This is a genomic window from Sinomonas soli (assembly GCF_054782415.1).
On record NZ_BAAGSN010000004.1, the window covers coordinates 316,846 to 332,462 of the forward strand.

At 72.7% G+C, this 15,617-nt stretch carries 9 protein-coding genes; 8 read left to right on the top strand and 1 reads right to left on the bottom strand.

Going from position 1 to position 15,617, the window contains the following annotated elements; translation table 11 throughout:
- Positions 1 to 26 precede the first annotated feature (26 nt).
- Complete coding sequence (locus tag ACYVKZ_RS04795; protein ID WP_460990926.1) at positions 27 to 4,076, bottom strand: FtsK/SpoIIIE domain-containing protein; 4,050 nt, start codon at positions 4,074 to 4,076, stop codon at positions 27 to 29.
- 203 nt (positions 4,077 to 4,279) lie between these two features.
- Here ACYVKZ_RS04795 and glf point away from each other — a divergent pair, with 203 nt between their 5' ends.
- From glf to ACYVKZ_RS04835, 8 genes are all read left to right on the top strand, one after another.
- Positions 4,280 to 5,467, top strand: a complete 1,188-nt coding sequence (gene glf, locus ACYVKZ_RS04800) for a UDP-galactopyranose mutase (RefSeq protein ID WP_460990927.1) — start codon at positions 4,280 to 4,282, stop codon at positions 5,465 to 5,467.
- The gene (locus tag ACYVKZ_RS04805; protein ID WP_460990928.1) at positions 5,464 to 7,521 is read left to right on the top strand and encodes a glycosyltransferase; all 2,058 of its coding nucleotides are present in this window, start codon (positions 5,464 to 5,466) and stop codon (positions 7,519 to 7,521) included. The genes glf and ACYVKZ_RS04805 overlap by 4 nt, the downstream gene beginning before the upstream one ends.
- Positions 7,493 to 8,389: an ABC transporter permease gene (locus tag ACYVKZ_RS04810; RefSeq protein WP_373457943.1), complete on the top strand. Its 897-nt coding sequence runs from the start codon at positions 7,493 to 7,495 to the stop codon at positions 8,387 to 8,389. The genes ACYVKZ_RS04805 and ACYVKZ_RS04810 overlap by 29 nt, the downstream gene beginning before the upstream one ends.
- Positions 8,390 to 8,410: 21 nt before the next feature.
- A complete protein-coding gene (locus ACYVKZ_RS04815; protein WP_460990969.1) occupies positions 8,411 to 9,166 on the top strand; it encodes an ABC transporter ATP-binding protein in 756 nt (251 codons plus the stop codon).
- Entirely contained in the window at positions 9,163 to 10,692 is a 1,530-nt protein-coding gene (locus tag ACYVKZ_RS04820) for a hypothetical protein (RefSeq protein WP_460990929.1), read from the top strand. The genes ACYVKZ_RS04815 and ACYVKZ_RS04820 overlap by 4 nt, the downstream gene beginning before the upstream one ends.
- Positions 10,693 to 10,819: 127 nt before the next feature.
- Positions 10,820 to 11,839, top strand: a complete 1,020-nt coding sequence (locus tag ACYVKZ_RS04825) for an ABC transporter substrate-binding protein (RefSeq protein ID WP_460990930.1) — start codon at positions 10,820 to 10,822, stop codon at positions 11,837 to 11,839.
- 8 nt (positions 11,840 to 11,847) lie between these two features.
- Complete coding sequence (locus tag ACYVKZ_RS04830) at positions 11,848 to 14,001, top strand: acyltransferase family protein (RefSeq protein WP_460990931.1); 2,154 nt, start codon at positions 11,848 to 11,850, stop codon at positions 13,999 to 14,001.
- Positions 13,982 to 15,607 carry a glycosyltransferase family protein gene (locus tag ACYVKZ_RS04835; protein ID WP_460990932.1) on the top strand — a complete coding sequence of 542 codons (1,626 nt, stop codon included), beginning with the start codon at positions 13,982 to 13,984 and terminating at the stop codon, positions 15,605 to 15,607. Before ACYVKZ_RS04830 ends, ACYVKZ_RS04835 begins: the two co-directional genes overlap by 20 nt.
- The last annotated feature ends 10 nt before the right edge of the window (positions 15,608 to 15,617 follow it).

Sequence of the window (15,617 nt, forward strand, 5' to 3'; positions counted from 1 at the left end):
CCGGGGGGCGGCCGGCCCGCGCCCGGCTACGGAGCGGCGGCCTCGGAACGCGGTCCGTCCACCCCGAGCTGCACGTCCGTCTGCCGACCGTCGATGAAGGCCACACCGCGGCCGGGCGGCGGGAGACGTCCCGGCGCTTCCACCCGGACCCCGAGGACGTCGCCGTCGCCCGCGGTGCGCGGCGCGATGAGGATTCCCGTCCCGGACCCGCGCACCGTGAGCGCCAGCGGGCACCGGGCGTAGAGGCTGGCGCTGTAGCCCGCGGTGGCAACGATCCTTGCACCGGTCTCGAGCAGCCGCGAGAGCAGCCGGTTCTCTGCCGCATCCAGCTGGTCCGCGTCATCGACGAGGAGCACGGTCCGCTCCGCCGGGGCGCCCCCGGGACCGGCCGCGGTGTGTCGGTCGAGCGCGGCCTGCCAGTCCCGGGCCCGGGACTGCGGATCCGTGGCGACGAAGTCCACCGTCGGGTTCATCGTCGGCAGTGCGGCGAGCAGTGTGCTCTTGCCGGAGCCCGGGGCGCCGAGCACGAGGAGCACCTCGCCGGACGCGAGGCGGAGTGACAGCGGCGCCGGCTCGTCGCCGGCCAGCCCCACGACGAGGGGCAGGCGGCCTGCAGCTGCCGCAATCGCCGGCGCGGCTGGGGGACCGGCCAGCTCGGCGACCAGGGCCGCCGGCGCGTGTGCGGGCAGCGGATCGATGCGGAAGGGGGCCGGCTCGCCACGGCCGCGCCGCCGCCACGGGTCTGGGGGCCCGGGGTCTCCGGCGCCCGCGGCCGCAGCGCCGGTCGTGCAGCACTGCGCTGCCAAGGGCGCACCTCCGGCCACGAGGGTGCCCGCAGCGGCGGCCCGGCCCGCGAGCGCCGGCATGGCGGGAAGGCGCGGCCATGACAGGCGGGCCTCCTCGGTGGCCCCGCTCGGAAAGAAGAGCCGCGCGGCCATGCCCGCGAACGGCCGTGACCCGACCAGCTCGCGCTCGCCGGCCGCGACGACGCTCAGGCCGACCGCGCGGCCGTTCCTGACGAGGTCGCCCAGTCCTTCCTCCGCCCAGGCCTGCGGGCTCTGCCGCAGGGCCGAGACCCAGGCCCCCCACCCCGAGACGACGATGGCGAGCGGGACCGGCGGGGGCCCGCCGGTCCCCGGGACGAGGCGGCGGGCGCACTCCTCGTCGAGCCTCGCGATGACGCGCGCGGCCCGCCGCAGGTCGTCCAGGCTGACATGCGCCCCTACCCGCGGATGGCCGCGCCATGGGCCGAGGGAGCCGTCCCCGTCGAGGAGGTACAGGTGGCGGATGGCGTCCCCGTCGGCCAGCTGGGCGACGACCGCCGCGAGGGCGTCCGCCGTTCCTGCCGCCGACGGCCCGACGAGCGCGAGATGCCCGTCCGGCCCGGGATCCCAGTCCAGCCGGGCGACCCGCTGCTCGTGCGGGACATCGACGAGGCCGAGGTGGATGAGGCGGTGGACAGCGTGGGGTCCGGCGCCCGGCGGCGGCGCCGTGTCCGGGGACACCGGTGCGAGGCTCGCGGACCACGCAGCCGCTTCTTCGACCGTCAGCCGCGGCGGCAGGGAAGCGGCCACCGGCTTCATGACAGGGGCACAGCCGGCCGCAGCCCACGCGCGGCGCGCGGCCTCGACGAGGGGCGCCGCGGCCTCGGCCGGCGCCGGTCGGGCCTCCCGGGCGGCGCCGTGCCCGGCGCCAGACCAGCGGCCGGCATCGGTCACGCGCACGGCGGCGGGGCGCGCGGTGGAAAGCCCGAGTGACGCGGACTGGAACGCCAGAGGATCATCGCCCCCGATGGCCATGTAGGCCCTGCCCGGGAGTCCGATGGGGATGCGGGCGGCCAGCGGTGACCCCAGGACGTCCGAGGACTCGGCGTCGTGCTGCATCCGCAGGGCAATGCTCGTGGTCACGTTCGCGCGGATGTCCGCGGAGAGGGCACCCTGCGGGCGCTGCGTGGCCATGACGAGGTGCATGCCCAGCGACCGGCCGACCGTCGCGATGCGCATGAGCTCTGCGAGCGCGGCCGGCGCCTCGTCCACGAGCACCCTGAACTCGTCCACGACCAGGACGAGCCGGGGCAGGTCGCCGCCGAGGCGCACGTAGTCGACCACGTCTGCCGCACCCACGCTGCCCAGCAGCCGCTCGCGTCGTGTGAGCTCCGCCCGCAGCGACGCGATCGTGCGGTCCATGCCGCCCTCGGCGAGATCGGTGACGAGCCCCACGCAGTGCGGGAGCCCGGCGAGCGGAGCGAGGCCCGAGCCGCCCTTGAAGTCCACGAGCAGGAAGGTGAGGCGAGTCGGCGAGTGCGTCGCGGCCGCTGCGGCGACGAGGGTGCGCAGGAACTCCGACTTGCCCGACCCGGTGGTGCCCGCCACGAGCAGGTGCGGGCCGTGGGCCACGAGGTCGAGCATGACCGTGGCCGCCGCGGAGCATCCGAGGGGGACCGTGACGCCGGGCTCCTGCGCGGTCCTGTCCCACGCCGCAGCGATCCCGGCCGAGCCGAGCGGCACGAGTGCGTCGAGCCCGCACCGGTCCGGGATCCCGGCCGGCTCCGTCTCCTGGGCCGACCGGCCGGCGCGCCGCGCGGCGTTCTCGAAGGCCTCGGCCGTCATGAGGTCGGGGAGGAAGCAGGCCGTGGTCCCGCCGCGGCTGAGGGCCGAGCTGCTGCCGCCGAGGCGGACGGTGGCGTCCGGGGGCACGGGCAGGCTGTCCACGGGGGCGACCACGGGCCAGCCCCGACCATGCGCCGCCTCGACGGAGGCCGCGCAGGCTTCCGCGGGGGTGCCCGGAAGGACGAGGAGGATTCCACGGAGGCAGCCCGGAAGGGCGGCGTCTGGGCAGCCCCGCGGGAGGCCCGCAGGGAGGAACCTGAGCCGCGGGAGGAACCGCGCCGCCAGCCGCAGCTCGTCCGCGCCGCCGACCACGGCGACGCCCAGGTCTGCCGCGGCCGGCAGCCGGGCGAGCTGGAGGAGGAGCGAGCGCATGAGGCCATTGACGGACTCCGCGCCGCCGTCGAGCGCGAGGACTCCTCGGAGCGGGGCCGTGAAGGGGGCGGCTGCGAGCAGGGGCGGCTCGGCACGCGCTCCTTCGGGTTGGATCGCGACGTCCGCCGGCTGGTCGGCGGTGCCGAGGCGCACGTGGACCGGCGTGCCCGCGGGGTCCGCGTCGCTGCCGTCGCGGACGCGCGCGGGGCCGGAGGACCTCGCGAGGAGCCCCAGATCGGGTGCCCTCGCTCGCCGGCGTGCGCCGTCGTCGTCGGCGGCTGCCGCGAGCCGCCGCTCGAAGTCACGGCGCGCGGACCGCCCCTCGATGAGCGGGACGAGGACCGAGACGGCGGAGACGGCCGTGAACGCCAGGAACATCCACAGGCCGGTCGCCAGCGCCAGCGCCACCCCCACGCCCAGGGGGAGCACGGCCATCGTGATGATCGCCGCCCGACGCGGCGGCGGCGTGTGGCGGACCACCCGCAGGGGAGCGCCCGGGCCGGAGCCGGCGGCGGCATCGAGGAGGGCCTCCTCGGCCCCGAACACGAGGGTGCACGTGCACGATCCCAGCCGGAAGGCCAGGCCCGCGCGGAGTTCCGCGCGCTGGACCCGCCGGCCGCCGACCCAGACGCCGTTGGCGCTGCCGAGGTCGCTGACGGCGGCCGCGGCGTCCGTCACCTCGATCAGGGCGTGCTCGCGGGAGAGCTCGGGATCGGGCAGGGCCAGGCGGGGGCCTCCGCCGCCCGGGGCGCGGCCGAGCCTGAGCGTGCCCCGCCCGAGCGGCACCACCGTGCCGGCCGCGGGCCCCGTGTGCACCACGAGCGAGAGCGGGGGAGGCGCTGCCCGGCTGGGGACGCGGTCAGCGCCGGAGGCAACGATGACCGCACCGCTGGTCAGCGGAGCCCTGCCCACCACGAGCAGGGCCAGCGGGACGCCCTCCACGGTGCAGTCGCCGCTGCCGTAGGCGGCCTCCAGGGCCGCGGCGACCTCGGCGGCCGGGGAACCGTCGGCGGCGTGGACCACCAGTTCCCGCCGCACGCACCCCGCCCGGGCGCTGCCGGCGTCCGGCGAGATGAGTGTGCAGTGCAGTTCCATGGCCCTCCCCCCGTCGGCACCGCCGTCCATCAACGCTAGGCGGCTGGCCGGCGGCGCCACCACGGGCAGGATGGCCGTTGTGGACAACCCCCGGCCGGGAGCGATTCAGGGAAGCCGGAGCCGCTCGGGTAATCTGAACCCCGGACATCTCGGGTCGCTGCCCCACGCGCGGCGGCGCTCGGCTTTTCTCACAGGGAGACACCTTGACTGCAGACCTCGTCGTTGTCGGATCCGGATTCTTCGGGCTCACCGTGGCCGAGAGGGCAGCCAGCGAGCTGGGCCTCAAGGTCACCGTGATCGACCGGCGGCACCACATCGGCGGCAACGCGTACAGCGAGACCGAGGAGCAGACGGGGATCGAGGTCCACCGCTACGGCGCCCACCTCTTCCACACCTCCAACGAGAAGGTCTGGGAGTACGTCAACCGCTTCACGACCTTCACCGACTACGTGCACCGCGTGTACGGGGTCCACAAGGGCGAGGTCTTCCCGCTGCCGATCAACCTCGGCACGATCAACCAGTTCTTCCGGGCCAACTACACCCCGGCCGAGGCACGAGCCCTCATCGCCGAGCAGGCGGGCGAGCTCGCGGGCACCGACCCGCAGAACCTCAATGACAAGGGCATCCAGCTCATCGGGCGCCCGCTGTACGAGGCCTTCATCAAGCACTACACCGGCAAGCAGTGGCAGACCGACCCGAAGGATCTGCCCGCCGGGATCATCTCCCGCCTGCCGGTGCGCTACACCTACGACAACCGGTACTTCAACGACACCTACGAGGGGCTCCCGACCCAGGGCTACACCGCGTGGATCGAGCGGATGGCGGACCACCCCAACATCGACGTCCGGCTCAGCACGGACTTCTTCGACGAGTCGCAGCCCATCAGCAAGGGCAGCGTGGTCGGCAACATCCCGGTCGTCTACACCGGCCCCGTGGACCGCTACTTCGACTACGCCGAGGGCGACCTGTCCTGGCGCACGATCGACTTCGAGGAGGAGGTCCTCCCCACGGGCGACTTCCAGGGGACGTCGGTGGTGAACTACAACGACGCCGAGGTGCCGTACACCCGGATCATCGAGCCGCGCCACTTCCACCCCGAGCGCAACTACCAGACCGAGAAGACGGTCATCATGCGCGAGTTCTCGCGCTTCGCGGAGAAGGGCGACGAGCCCTACTACCCGATCAACACCGAGGCCGACCGCGCGAAGCTGCTCGCCTACCGCGACCTGGCCAAGGCCGAGGACAACGTCCTCTTCGGCGGCCGGCTCGGCACCTACAAGTACCTCGACATGCACATGGCCATCGGCTCGGCGCTGTCGATGTACGAGAACAGGATCAAGCCGCACTTCGAGGGCGGCCAGGCCCTCGTGAGCGGGGGAGTGGACGAGTGACGACGGCGGAGACCGCTGTCGCTGCCGGCTCGCCCGACGCCGCGTCCGAGTGGCAGGAGATCCAGCGTGTCGTCCTGCCCGCCACCGGGCAGGAGGACGTGGTCCCCCTCTACGTGGACGCCGGCTCGTCGCACGGCGTCCGGCTCGTGGAGGACGACACCCTGTACCGGAAGCCGCGGAAGCCAGACGAGAAGCTCAACCTCGTCTCGTCCCAGCCCACCGAGGCGCACTACGAGGACTTCCTCTCCCGGGAGTCGATGGCGGTGCGGCCCGGCCAGCACGTCTCGTTCGGCACCTACTTCAACGCCTTCCCGGCGAGCTACTGGCGCAGGTGGACCGCGGTCCGCCGCGTGCGCCTCGTGGTCGAGACCGAAGGGCGCGGCACCGTCGTCGTGTACCGCTCCAACGCCAGGGGCCACCTGCAGCGGGTGGCCTCCCGCGCCGTCGACGGCCGCCAGCGGGCGGAGTTCGAGCTCGACCTCTCCCCGTTCGGCGACGGAGGCTGGTACTGGTTCGACCTGAACGCGAGCCGCGACGGCGTCGAGCTCGTCCGCGCCCACTGGGACGCCCGCCCGGGGCAGGCCCACACCGGGGACAGCGCCCGGCGCGGGTCGGTGATGGTCGAGATCACGACCCTGAACAAGCCCGGATACTGCATCGAGAACGCGAAGCAGTTCGCCGCCCACCCCGAGGTGCTCGAGCGGATCAGCGAGATCCTCATCGTCGACCAGGGCACCGACCACGTGCGCGACCATCCCGAGTTCGCCGCCGTCGAGGCTGCGCTGGGCGGCCGCCTGCGCGTGATCGAGCAGTCCAACCTCGGTGGCTCCGGCGGGTTCGCCCGCGGCATGTTCGAGGCGGTCGAGGGCGGCTACGACTACGTCCTCCTGCTGGACGACGACGTCGTCGTGGAGCCCGAGAGCATCGTGCGGCTCGTGACCTTCGCCGACCACTGCAAGAAGCCCACGCTGGTCGGCGGCCACATGTTCGACCTCCACGCGCGCACCATCCTGCACGCCTACGCCGAAGTCGTCGATCCGTACCGCATCACCCCGGAGATCCCCCGGGTCGACATGCGCCTGCGGCACGACTTCGTCGACTCGAACCTCCGCCAGACCCCCTGGCTGCACCGCCGGGCGGACGCGGACTACAACGGCTGGTGGATGTGCCTCATCCCGACCGCCGTGATCCGCGAGGTCGGCCTCTCGCTGCCGCTGTTCATCAAGTGGGACGACATCGAGTACGGGCTGCGGGCCAAGAAGGCCGGATTCCCCACGGTCTCCCTCCCCGGAGCGGGCCTCTGGCACGTCTCGTGGGAGGACAAGCAGGACGACATCGGCTGGCAGGCCTACTTCTACGCCCGCAACCGGCTGGTCGCCGCGCTGCTGCACAGTCCCTTCGCCCACGGCGGCCGCGTCCTGCGGGAGTCGTTCCAGGTCGACGTCAAGCACCTGTTCTCCATGCAGTACTACGCGGAGGCACTGCGGTCGATCGCCCTTGCCGACGTCCAGCGCGGGCCCGACGTGCTCCACGCCGACCTGCCCTCGAAGCTGCCCAACGCCGTCGCGCTCCGCTCCCAGTACAGCGAGGCGCAGTTCCGCGACGACGTCGACGAGTTCCCCGCGCCGCACAGCGCAGAGGCGCCCCGCGGGATCGACGCGGCCGGCTCGCCCACCAAGAAGGAGCTGATCCCGTGGGCCGCCAAGGCCTTCGCCCGGCAGCTGACCCGCGCGGTGGCGCCCGAGGCGGCCGAGCACCCGCAGGCCCACCTCGCCCACAAGGACAACAAGTGGTGGCGGCTGGCGAACTACGACTCCGTGGTCATCACCAACGCGGAGGGCACGGCCTCGTCCTGGTACCGCCGGCGCCCGGAGCTGCTCAAGCCCGGGATCGCGAAGTCCGCCGCGGTGCACGCCGGGCTGTGGCGCGACTGGGACGCCCTCGCCGCCCGCTACCGTGAGGCGGCGGCACGCGTGACGAGCATGGACGCCTGGCGCGCCACGTTCGCCGAGCACACCCGCAGCGATGGAGGAAGGAACCGTGGCAAGCACTGACGTCGAAGCGGGCCTGACCCAGCCCGGGCGCAGCGGCGGCCTCAAGGACGTCTACCGGAACCGCTTCCTGCTCAAGCTCCTGGTCCGCAAGGAGATCAAGGTCCGCTACCGCGGGTCGGTCCTCGGCATCGTCTGGTCCTACATGCGCCCGGGCATGCAGTTCCTGGTGTTCTACATCGCCCTGGGGCTCTTCCTCAACGCGCAGGGCTCCACGCCGAACTACCCGATCTACCTGTTCGCCGGCATCGTCCTCGTGAACTTCTTCACCGAGGCCCTGGGCAATGCCACGCGGTCGATCGTGAACAACCGGGACCTCATCCGGAAGATCTACCTGCCCCGCGAGCTGTTCCCGGTGGCGAGCGTGTGGGTGTCCGCGGCGCACTTCCTGCCCCAGGTCCTCATCCTCCTGGTGGTCTGCCTGTTCTTCGGCTGGCTGCCGACCCTGTGGTCGGTGCTCGCCCTGATCGCGGCCTTCGTCATGCTGGCAGTGCTCGCCATCGGCCTCGGGCTGTTCTTCGGTGCCATCAACGTCTACTTCCGCGATTCGGAGAACCTCGTGGACCTGCTGATCATGATGGTCACGTGGGCCTCTCCCGTCCTCTATCTCTGGAGCCAGGTCGAGCGGGTGCTCGGGCCGTTCTTCCCGCTGTACCAGCTCAATCCCATGACCGTCGCCGTCGAGGTGTTCCACTGGGCGTTCTGGCGCCCGACGCTCGACGGCGCGCAGCTCGCCGCGCCGTCGACCGCCACTGTGCCGGGGCTGTTCGAGCTGTGGTTCCCCCTCGCGGGCGTCGTGACGGTGGCCATCCTCCTCGTGGGGCAGTTCACGTTCTCGCGCCTGTCGGTCAAGTTCGCGCAGGAGCTGTGAATGGCTGAGCACACCGTCACGATGCAGACCGCCATCACCGTCCAGGGAGTGCGCAAGGAGTTCGTGCTCCGCCACACCCGCTCCCTCAAGGAAGCGGTCATGTGGGTCCTCCGCGGCCGCCGCGGGGACATCTCGAAGAAGTTCGACGCGCTCAAGGACGTCTCCCTCCACGTGGAGGAGGGCGAGACCGTCGCCCTGATGGGCCTGAACGGCTCGGGCAAGTCGACCCTCCTCAAGCTCATCTCCGGCGTGCTCCAGCCGGACGCCGGCTCGGTGCGCACCCGCGGCCGCGTCGCCGGGCTCATCGAGGTGGGCGCAGGCTTCCACCACGACCTCAGCGGGCGCGACAACGTCTACCTCAACGGCGCGATCCTGGGCATGTCGGAGCAGCAGATCGACGCGATGTTCGACTCGATCGTCGAGTTCTCCGAGATCGGCGAGTTCATCGACACCGAGGTCAAGTTCTACTCCTCCGGCATGTACCTGCGCCTCGCCTTCAGCATCGCGGTCCACACGGATCCCGAGGTCTTCCTCATCGACGAGATCCTCGCCGTGGGCGACGAGCCCTTCCAGCGCAAGTGCATCTCCAAGATCAAGGAGCTCGCCGCGGCGGGCAAGACCCTGTTCGTGGTGAGCCACGACCTCGACCTCGTCTCGACCATCTGCGAGCGCGGAGTGCTGCTCGAGCACGGCAGGGTGATCATGGACGGCGAGGTGCACGAGGTCGTCAAGGAGCTCCGCCGCCGCAGCTCGGAGTCCGCGGGCACGGAGGCGTGAGCCACGCAGGCCCCCTGCGGGGGACCCGTGGCCGCGCCGTCGAGGGGACCCACGGTTCCCCGCGCGGGCGCCTGCTCCTCCCGCTGGCGGCCGCAGCCCTCGCCCTCGTCACCCTCGTGCCGGCCTCCTGGGTCCCCAGCCTGTGGACCGACGAGGCGGCGACCGCCAGCGCCGTCCGCCGCTCCTGGCCCGAGCTGTTCTTCATGCTCGGCAAGGTCGACGTCGTCCACGGCCTCTACTACATGCTCGTCAAGTCGCTGACCGACGCGGTGGGCGTGAGCGAGCTGAGCCTGCGGGCACCGAGCATCGCCGCGGGTGCCGCGGCGGCCGCCGCCCTCGCCGTGGCCGCCCGGCGGCTCGGCGGCCCGCGGACGGGGCTCGCCGCGGCCGTCGTGCTGGTCCTGCTGCCGAGGTTCCAGTTCGCGGCGACGGACGCGCGCTCGTACGCCCTCACGGTCCTCGGCACATCCCTCTGCATCGCGGCCCTGGGCGCCCTCCGGGAGAGCGGACGGTGGCGCGCCGCCGCGGGCTTCGGCGCCGCGCTCCTGGTGTCCACCGGCCTGTCCTTCTACTGCATCCTGCTCGCCCCCGTCGCGGTGCTCGCGGCAGTCGCCGACCGGCGCCTCCGCCCCCACTGGTGGAGGGTGGCGCTGGCGAGCGTCCCGGCCGCCGGCGTGGCGGCCTGGGTCGCGGCCGCCGCCTCGCACCAGACGTTCCAGGTCGCGTGGATCCCGCCCCTCGACTGGCATGTGGGCCGCGAGATCATCTTCCTGCAGTACTTCTCGCACGCGGCGATGTGGACCGACACCGGCATCGTCCCGGCGGCCTCGGCGCCGCTCGTCGCCGGCATGGTGATGACCGCCGTTGCCGTCCTGGCTCTCGCGGTCTGGGGCGTGGTCCGCCGCCCGCGCTCGTTCTCGACCGTGCTCGGCCTGGCGCTCATCACCGTCCCGCTCGCCGTCCTCCTGGTCGGCTCGGCGCTGATGGGCAGCTCCTACTACCTTCCGCGCTACCTCACCTTCACCGCGCCCGGGTTGTGCCTGCTCGCCGCCAACGGAGCAGTGTCCCTCAACCGGCCCGCGGCCGCCCGCTGGGTTGCGGGGGCCGCCGCGCTGACGCTCGCCGGCGGCGCGCTCCTGGCCATCGCCGGACAGCGGACGGAGTTCGCCCGGAGCCCCTCCGACGACTTCCGCTTCGTCGCCGACACGATCCGGGACCACGCCCGGCCGGGGGAGTCCTTCGCGGTCGCGGCGGGCGAGGACCTGTTCATCGCCGCCTACCCAAGGCCCTTCGAGGGGCTCGTGGACCTCACGCGCGGCATCAGCGCCGCACAGTGGGGCCTGATCTTCAACCAGAGGTTCCCGCTCGAGAGCCGATCGGCGCTCGTGGACCGGCAGAAGGTCGTCTTCGCGATCCGGCCCGTGGAGAAGCCCCAGGAGGAGGAGTTCCTCCGCAGCCGCGGGTTCGCGGAGGAGGGGCGCTGGAGCGGCCCCGGTCACGTGATCGTCAAATTCGTCAAGCCCTGACCGCTACCATTGACTGGGTGCGCCGGCCCTTCCGGCGCTCGAGGAATGAAGGATGAGGAAGCGGATGCCGAAGCCCCAGACGACGTCGACCAGCTCTTGGAGCCGACGGGCGTTCTTGGCGGGCGGCGTGTCGCTGCCCTTCCTCCTGACCGGGTGCCTCGACAAGAAGAGCGCCGACCGGACCGCGGTCGAGGACAACTCCTTCCCCACGACCATCAGGCACGCCCTCGGGTCCACCACGATCGACAAGGAGCCGCGCATCGTCGCCACCCTCGGGTGGTCGAGCGCGGACGTCTGCGTCGAACTCGGCGTGCTGCCGGCCGGCTACCCGGTGGAGGCGCTGCGCGGCTACGGGACGCCGCCCTGGTTCTCCAAGGCCGTGAGCCAGCTCGACGCCCTCCTGCCCCGCAACTACCACGACGACGCGGGCGTGCCCTGGGGCGACCTGCAGGACATCAAGCCCGACCTGATCCTCGCGGTCAACGCGGCCTTCGGCAAGGACGCCACCGAGACGGCGGACATCTACACCCAGCTGACCAAGATCGCGCCCACGGTCGCGTGGCCCGGCCGCCCGAAGGACACGGACTGGCGGACGACGACGACGACGGTCGCCCAGGCGCTGGGCCGCAAGGACGCCGGCCGGTCGCTCGTGACCGAGACCGAGGGCGCCATCCGCGACGCCGCGGGAGCGTACAAGGACCTCGCGGGCGCCACGGTGCTGTGCCTGGAGGCGCGCTCCGTGCCCGGGGCCTCCTTCGAGGTCCACACCCCGGACTCCAATGCCATGCGCGTGCTCGCCGACTTCGGTCTCAAGCCCGCGCCCGCCCTCGCGAAGATCGTGGCCGACGGCCAGCCGAATGGGCAGCCCGCCGGACCCAAGACGGTTTACCTCGACGCCAACCGGGCCGCCGAGCTCGTGGCCGACGTCGTCGTCGTCGGCGTCCGCCCCGACGAGCACAAGGACATCGCCGAAGGGAAGGTGCTGTCCGGCATCCCCGCCCAGCGGCGCGGGTCGACCCTCCTGCTGAACACGGACCAGGACTTCCTCGCGCTCGTCGCCGCGTCGCCCACCTCCATCAAGTGGGCCATCCAGACGGTCATGCCCGGACTCGCCCGCTGCGCGTACCTCGCGCGCACCGGCAAGTAGCGCCCGCCGTGACCCAGACCGAGCCGGGGGAGCGGCGCTCCGCAGAGCCGGCAGCCGCGGCCCCCGCCGCCCCACGCCCGGTCCGGAAGGACATCCAGGCCCTCCGGGCCCTGGCGGTGGCGGCCGTCGTCGTGAACCACGTGTGGCCGCGGCACCTCCCCGGCGGCTACGTCGGCGTCGACATCTTCTTCGTCATCTCCGGCTACCTCATCAGCAACCACCTCCTGGCGGAGGTACGCCGGACGGGGACGGTCCGATTGGGCTCGTTCTACGCCCGCCGCGCCAAGAGGCTGCTCCCCGCGGCGCTGCTGGTCGGGCTCGTGGCCCTGGCGGCGGCCTACGTCTGGCTGCCGTTCAACCGCTGGGCCGTCATCGCCCAGGAGACGATCGCGGCGGCCTTCTACGCGGAGAACTGGGTGCTGGCGGCGAAGTCGGTCGACTACTCGGCCCACAGCGAGGGGGCCTCGACAGTCCAGCACTACTGGTCGCTGTCGGTGGAGGAACAGTTCTACCTGCTGTGGCCCCTCCTCCTCCTCGCGGCCTGGGCCCTGGCGACGAGGTTCCGCATCCGCCACCACCGCAGCCTCACGCTGGCGTTCTCCCTCGTGGGGGCCGCCTCCTTCGCGTTCTGCATCTGGTACACCATGACCGACCGCAGCCCCGCGTACTTCGTGACCCCCGGGCGCGCCTGGGAGTTCGCGGCCGGAGGCCTCATCGCCGTCGTCGGCCACCGCCTCCGCGAGCGCGGCGCGGCACCGCTGCCGATGCCGGTGAGGGGGATCCTCCAGACGGCGGGACTCGGCCTCCTCACGGTCTCGGCGCTCGCGTTCAACGAGACGACCCTCTTCCCCGGCTATCTGGCCGCGGTCCCGGTGGCCGGGACGGTGCTCATCATCGCGTCCGGGCCCGAGCGGCCCGGATGGTCGCCCGTGCGCCTCCTCGAGAACCGGCCGGTCCAGTATGTGGGGGACATCTCCTACTCGCTCTACCTCTGGCACTGGCCGCTCATCATCCTCGCCCCGTCGGCCCTGGCACGGGACCTCGGCACCGCCGATCGGCTGGGGATCGTCGTCCTCTCGCTCCTGCTCGCGGCGGTCACCAAGCGCTTCGTCGAGGACCCGGGCAGGACCCGGCTGCTGCGCTCCTCGTCGCCGCGGAAGGTCCTGCTCGCGACAGTCGCCGCGATGAGCGCCGTGGCCGTCGCCGGGCTCTCCCTGACCGGTGCGGCCGCTGCCGAGCAGACCGCCCAGGAGCACCGCGCGGCCCTGCTGGCGAGCGGAGCCTGCTTCGGCGCGGCGAGCCTCGCCGATCCCCAGGGGTGCGCCGATCCCTTCGGCCCCGCGGAGGTCGCCAACGTGGGTGACAGCGAGGCGCCCTGGTTCAACGCCCCGGAATGCAGCCCGGCGCCCAACCCCGTGATGGCCGGCCAGCAGCGGGCCCTCCTGCGCTGCGACTTCACCCAGGGCAGGCCCGCCTCCGAGACCGTCTGGCTGATCGGCGACTCCCACGCCGAACAGTGGAAGGCGGCCATCCACGAACTCGCCCGGCAGCGGCACTGGGTCCTCTACGAGAGCCTCGTCGGTGGGTGCCCCCTCGTCGACGCCAAGCGCGTGGCCTTCATGGGCGTCCCCTCGGACAACCCGGGACTGCAGCAGAAGTGCATGACGTGGAGCCGCGACCTCGCCGCGCGGATCACCGCGGAACGGCCCAACCTTGTCATCGCCTCGACCTTCGGCAGCGGCGAGACCATCGACGACGGCACCGGCCGGCCGCAGCTGGACCAGTACCGCTCCGCCGTCAGCCGCCGCTTCGTGCCCTGGGCTGCCGCCGGCTCCCGCGTGCTCGTGATCCGCGATACCCCGCTCACCCTCGACCACGCCACCCCGGACTGCGTCGCCCAGAACCCCGACGACCCGCGCAGGTGCTCGAACCCGCGCTCGGCGGCGCTCCCTCCGGACCCGCTGGCCGAGGGCGTCCGTGCCCTGCACGACCGGCGCCTCGGCGTCCTGGACCTGTCCGACCAGTTCTGTCCCGGGACCACGTGCTACGCGGTGATCGGCGGCGCGCACGTCTACTTCGACAGGGACCACGTCTCGCGGACCTACATCAAGTCCCTCGTCCCGCTCGTCAGCCGGAGGTTCGATGCTGCGGTCCACGGCTGAGCCGCAGGAGGCGACGGCTCCGGAGGACGAGCGCAGGCCGCGGGGGGCAGTCGTCGTCGCCACGGTCCTGTCCGCGCTGGTCCTGCTCGTCCTCGTCAACGTGGTGGCGGACCCGCCGCCCACCCTCGTCCCCTACAGCACCCCGCTCGTCGTTGCCGCCGCCGCCGGCCTCCTCGCGCTCACCCCGCTGCTCCATCGCGCCGCCGCCTGGTGCGCCGCTGTGCTGGACCGGGTGCCCCGCCGGGGCCGGTGGGCGCTGGCGGCCGTCGGCCTGCTGGTCCTCACGCTCGTCCCCGCGGTCATCGGGCTGGCCGTCCGCGTGCCGCCCGGCTGGGACGCCGGCGCGGTGCTCGACACCGCGACGGCCTTCGCACAGGGAACCCACTATGACTTCGCCGAGCAGTACTTCGCGTGGTACCCGAACAACCTCTTCCTCGCGTTCGCCCTCGGATGCTACTTCAAGGCCGTCGGCGCCTTCGGCGTGACCGACACCCTCGCGGCGGCGATCTGGCTGCACGCCGTCTTCATGGCCGTGAGCTCGGTCCTGGCCGTCCGGCTAGCCCGGAGGCTGGCAGGTCCCGCGGCAGGGGTGGGCACCCTGCTCGTCACGGTGCCGTTCGTGGCGCTCGGACCGTGGAGCGGCGTCCCCTACTCCGACACGCTCTCGATGCCGTTCCCGATCGCCATCCTCCTCCTCGCCGACATCGCCCGCACCGCGCCCCGCGGGCGCTCGATCGCCCTGTGGGGCGCAGGCGGCGTCCTCACAGCGGTCGGAGTGCAGATCAAGCCGACGGTGGTCTTCGCCCTCGCCGCAGCCGGGCTCACGATGATGCTCGCGTCGCGGGGGGCCCGCGCGTGGGGCAGGACCGCACTGGCGGCCGCCGTGGCCCTCTCCGTCGCGGGCGTCACCTACCTCGGCAGCGGCGCCGCCGTCAGGGCCGCCCACGTCGTCCAGTTCAACCTCGATGCCAACACGCAGGCCGTGCCGTTCACGCACTTCCTCAAGATGGGGGCCACGGGCCGGGGCGGCTTCAACGCCGACGACATCCGGAACACCCTGGGCACGCCGCCGGCCGACCGGTTCGCCAACGGCCTCAACGGCTACCTCGACCGGGTCGAGGCGATGGGGCCCACGGGATACCCCGGCTTCCTCCTGGACAAGCTCGGGTGGTCGCTCGGCGACGGATCGTTCTACGCGTGGGCCGAGGGGGTCACCCGGGAGAACCACAGCTTCCCCGCCCACGATCCGCTCAGCCAGGAGATCCGCCGCTTCTACACGTTCGACGGCGACGGGGCACCTTTCGTGCGCAGCGCCTGGCAGGCAGCGTGGTTCGCCGTGCTCGTGCTCCTGGTCCTCTCGGCGCTCGTCGGCGGCCGCGGCCGGGACGCGTGGGCCGGCACCGCGGCACGGCTCGCGTTCCTGGCGCTCCTGGTCTTCCTGGCGTTCTTCGAGAACAGGGCCCGCTACATCTACCTCTACGTCCCGGTGGTCGCGGTCCTCGTCTCCGCCGCGGTCGCGGACGGACACGCCGCTCTCGCGCGCCGGCGCGGGCGGAGGAGCCCACGGCCCGATCCAGACCGTTCCGGCTCCACCGCCGTCTCGTAGAATCATGAGC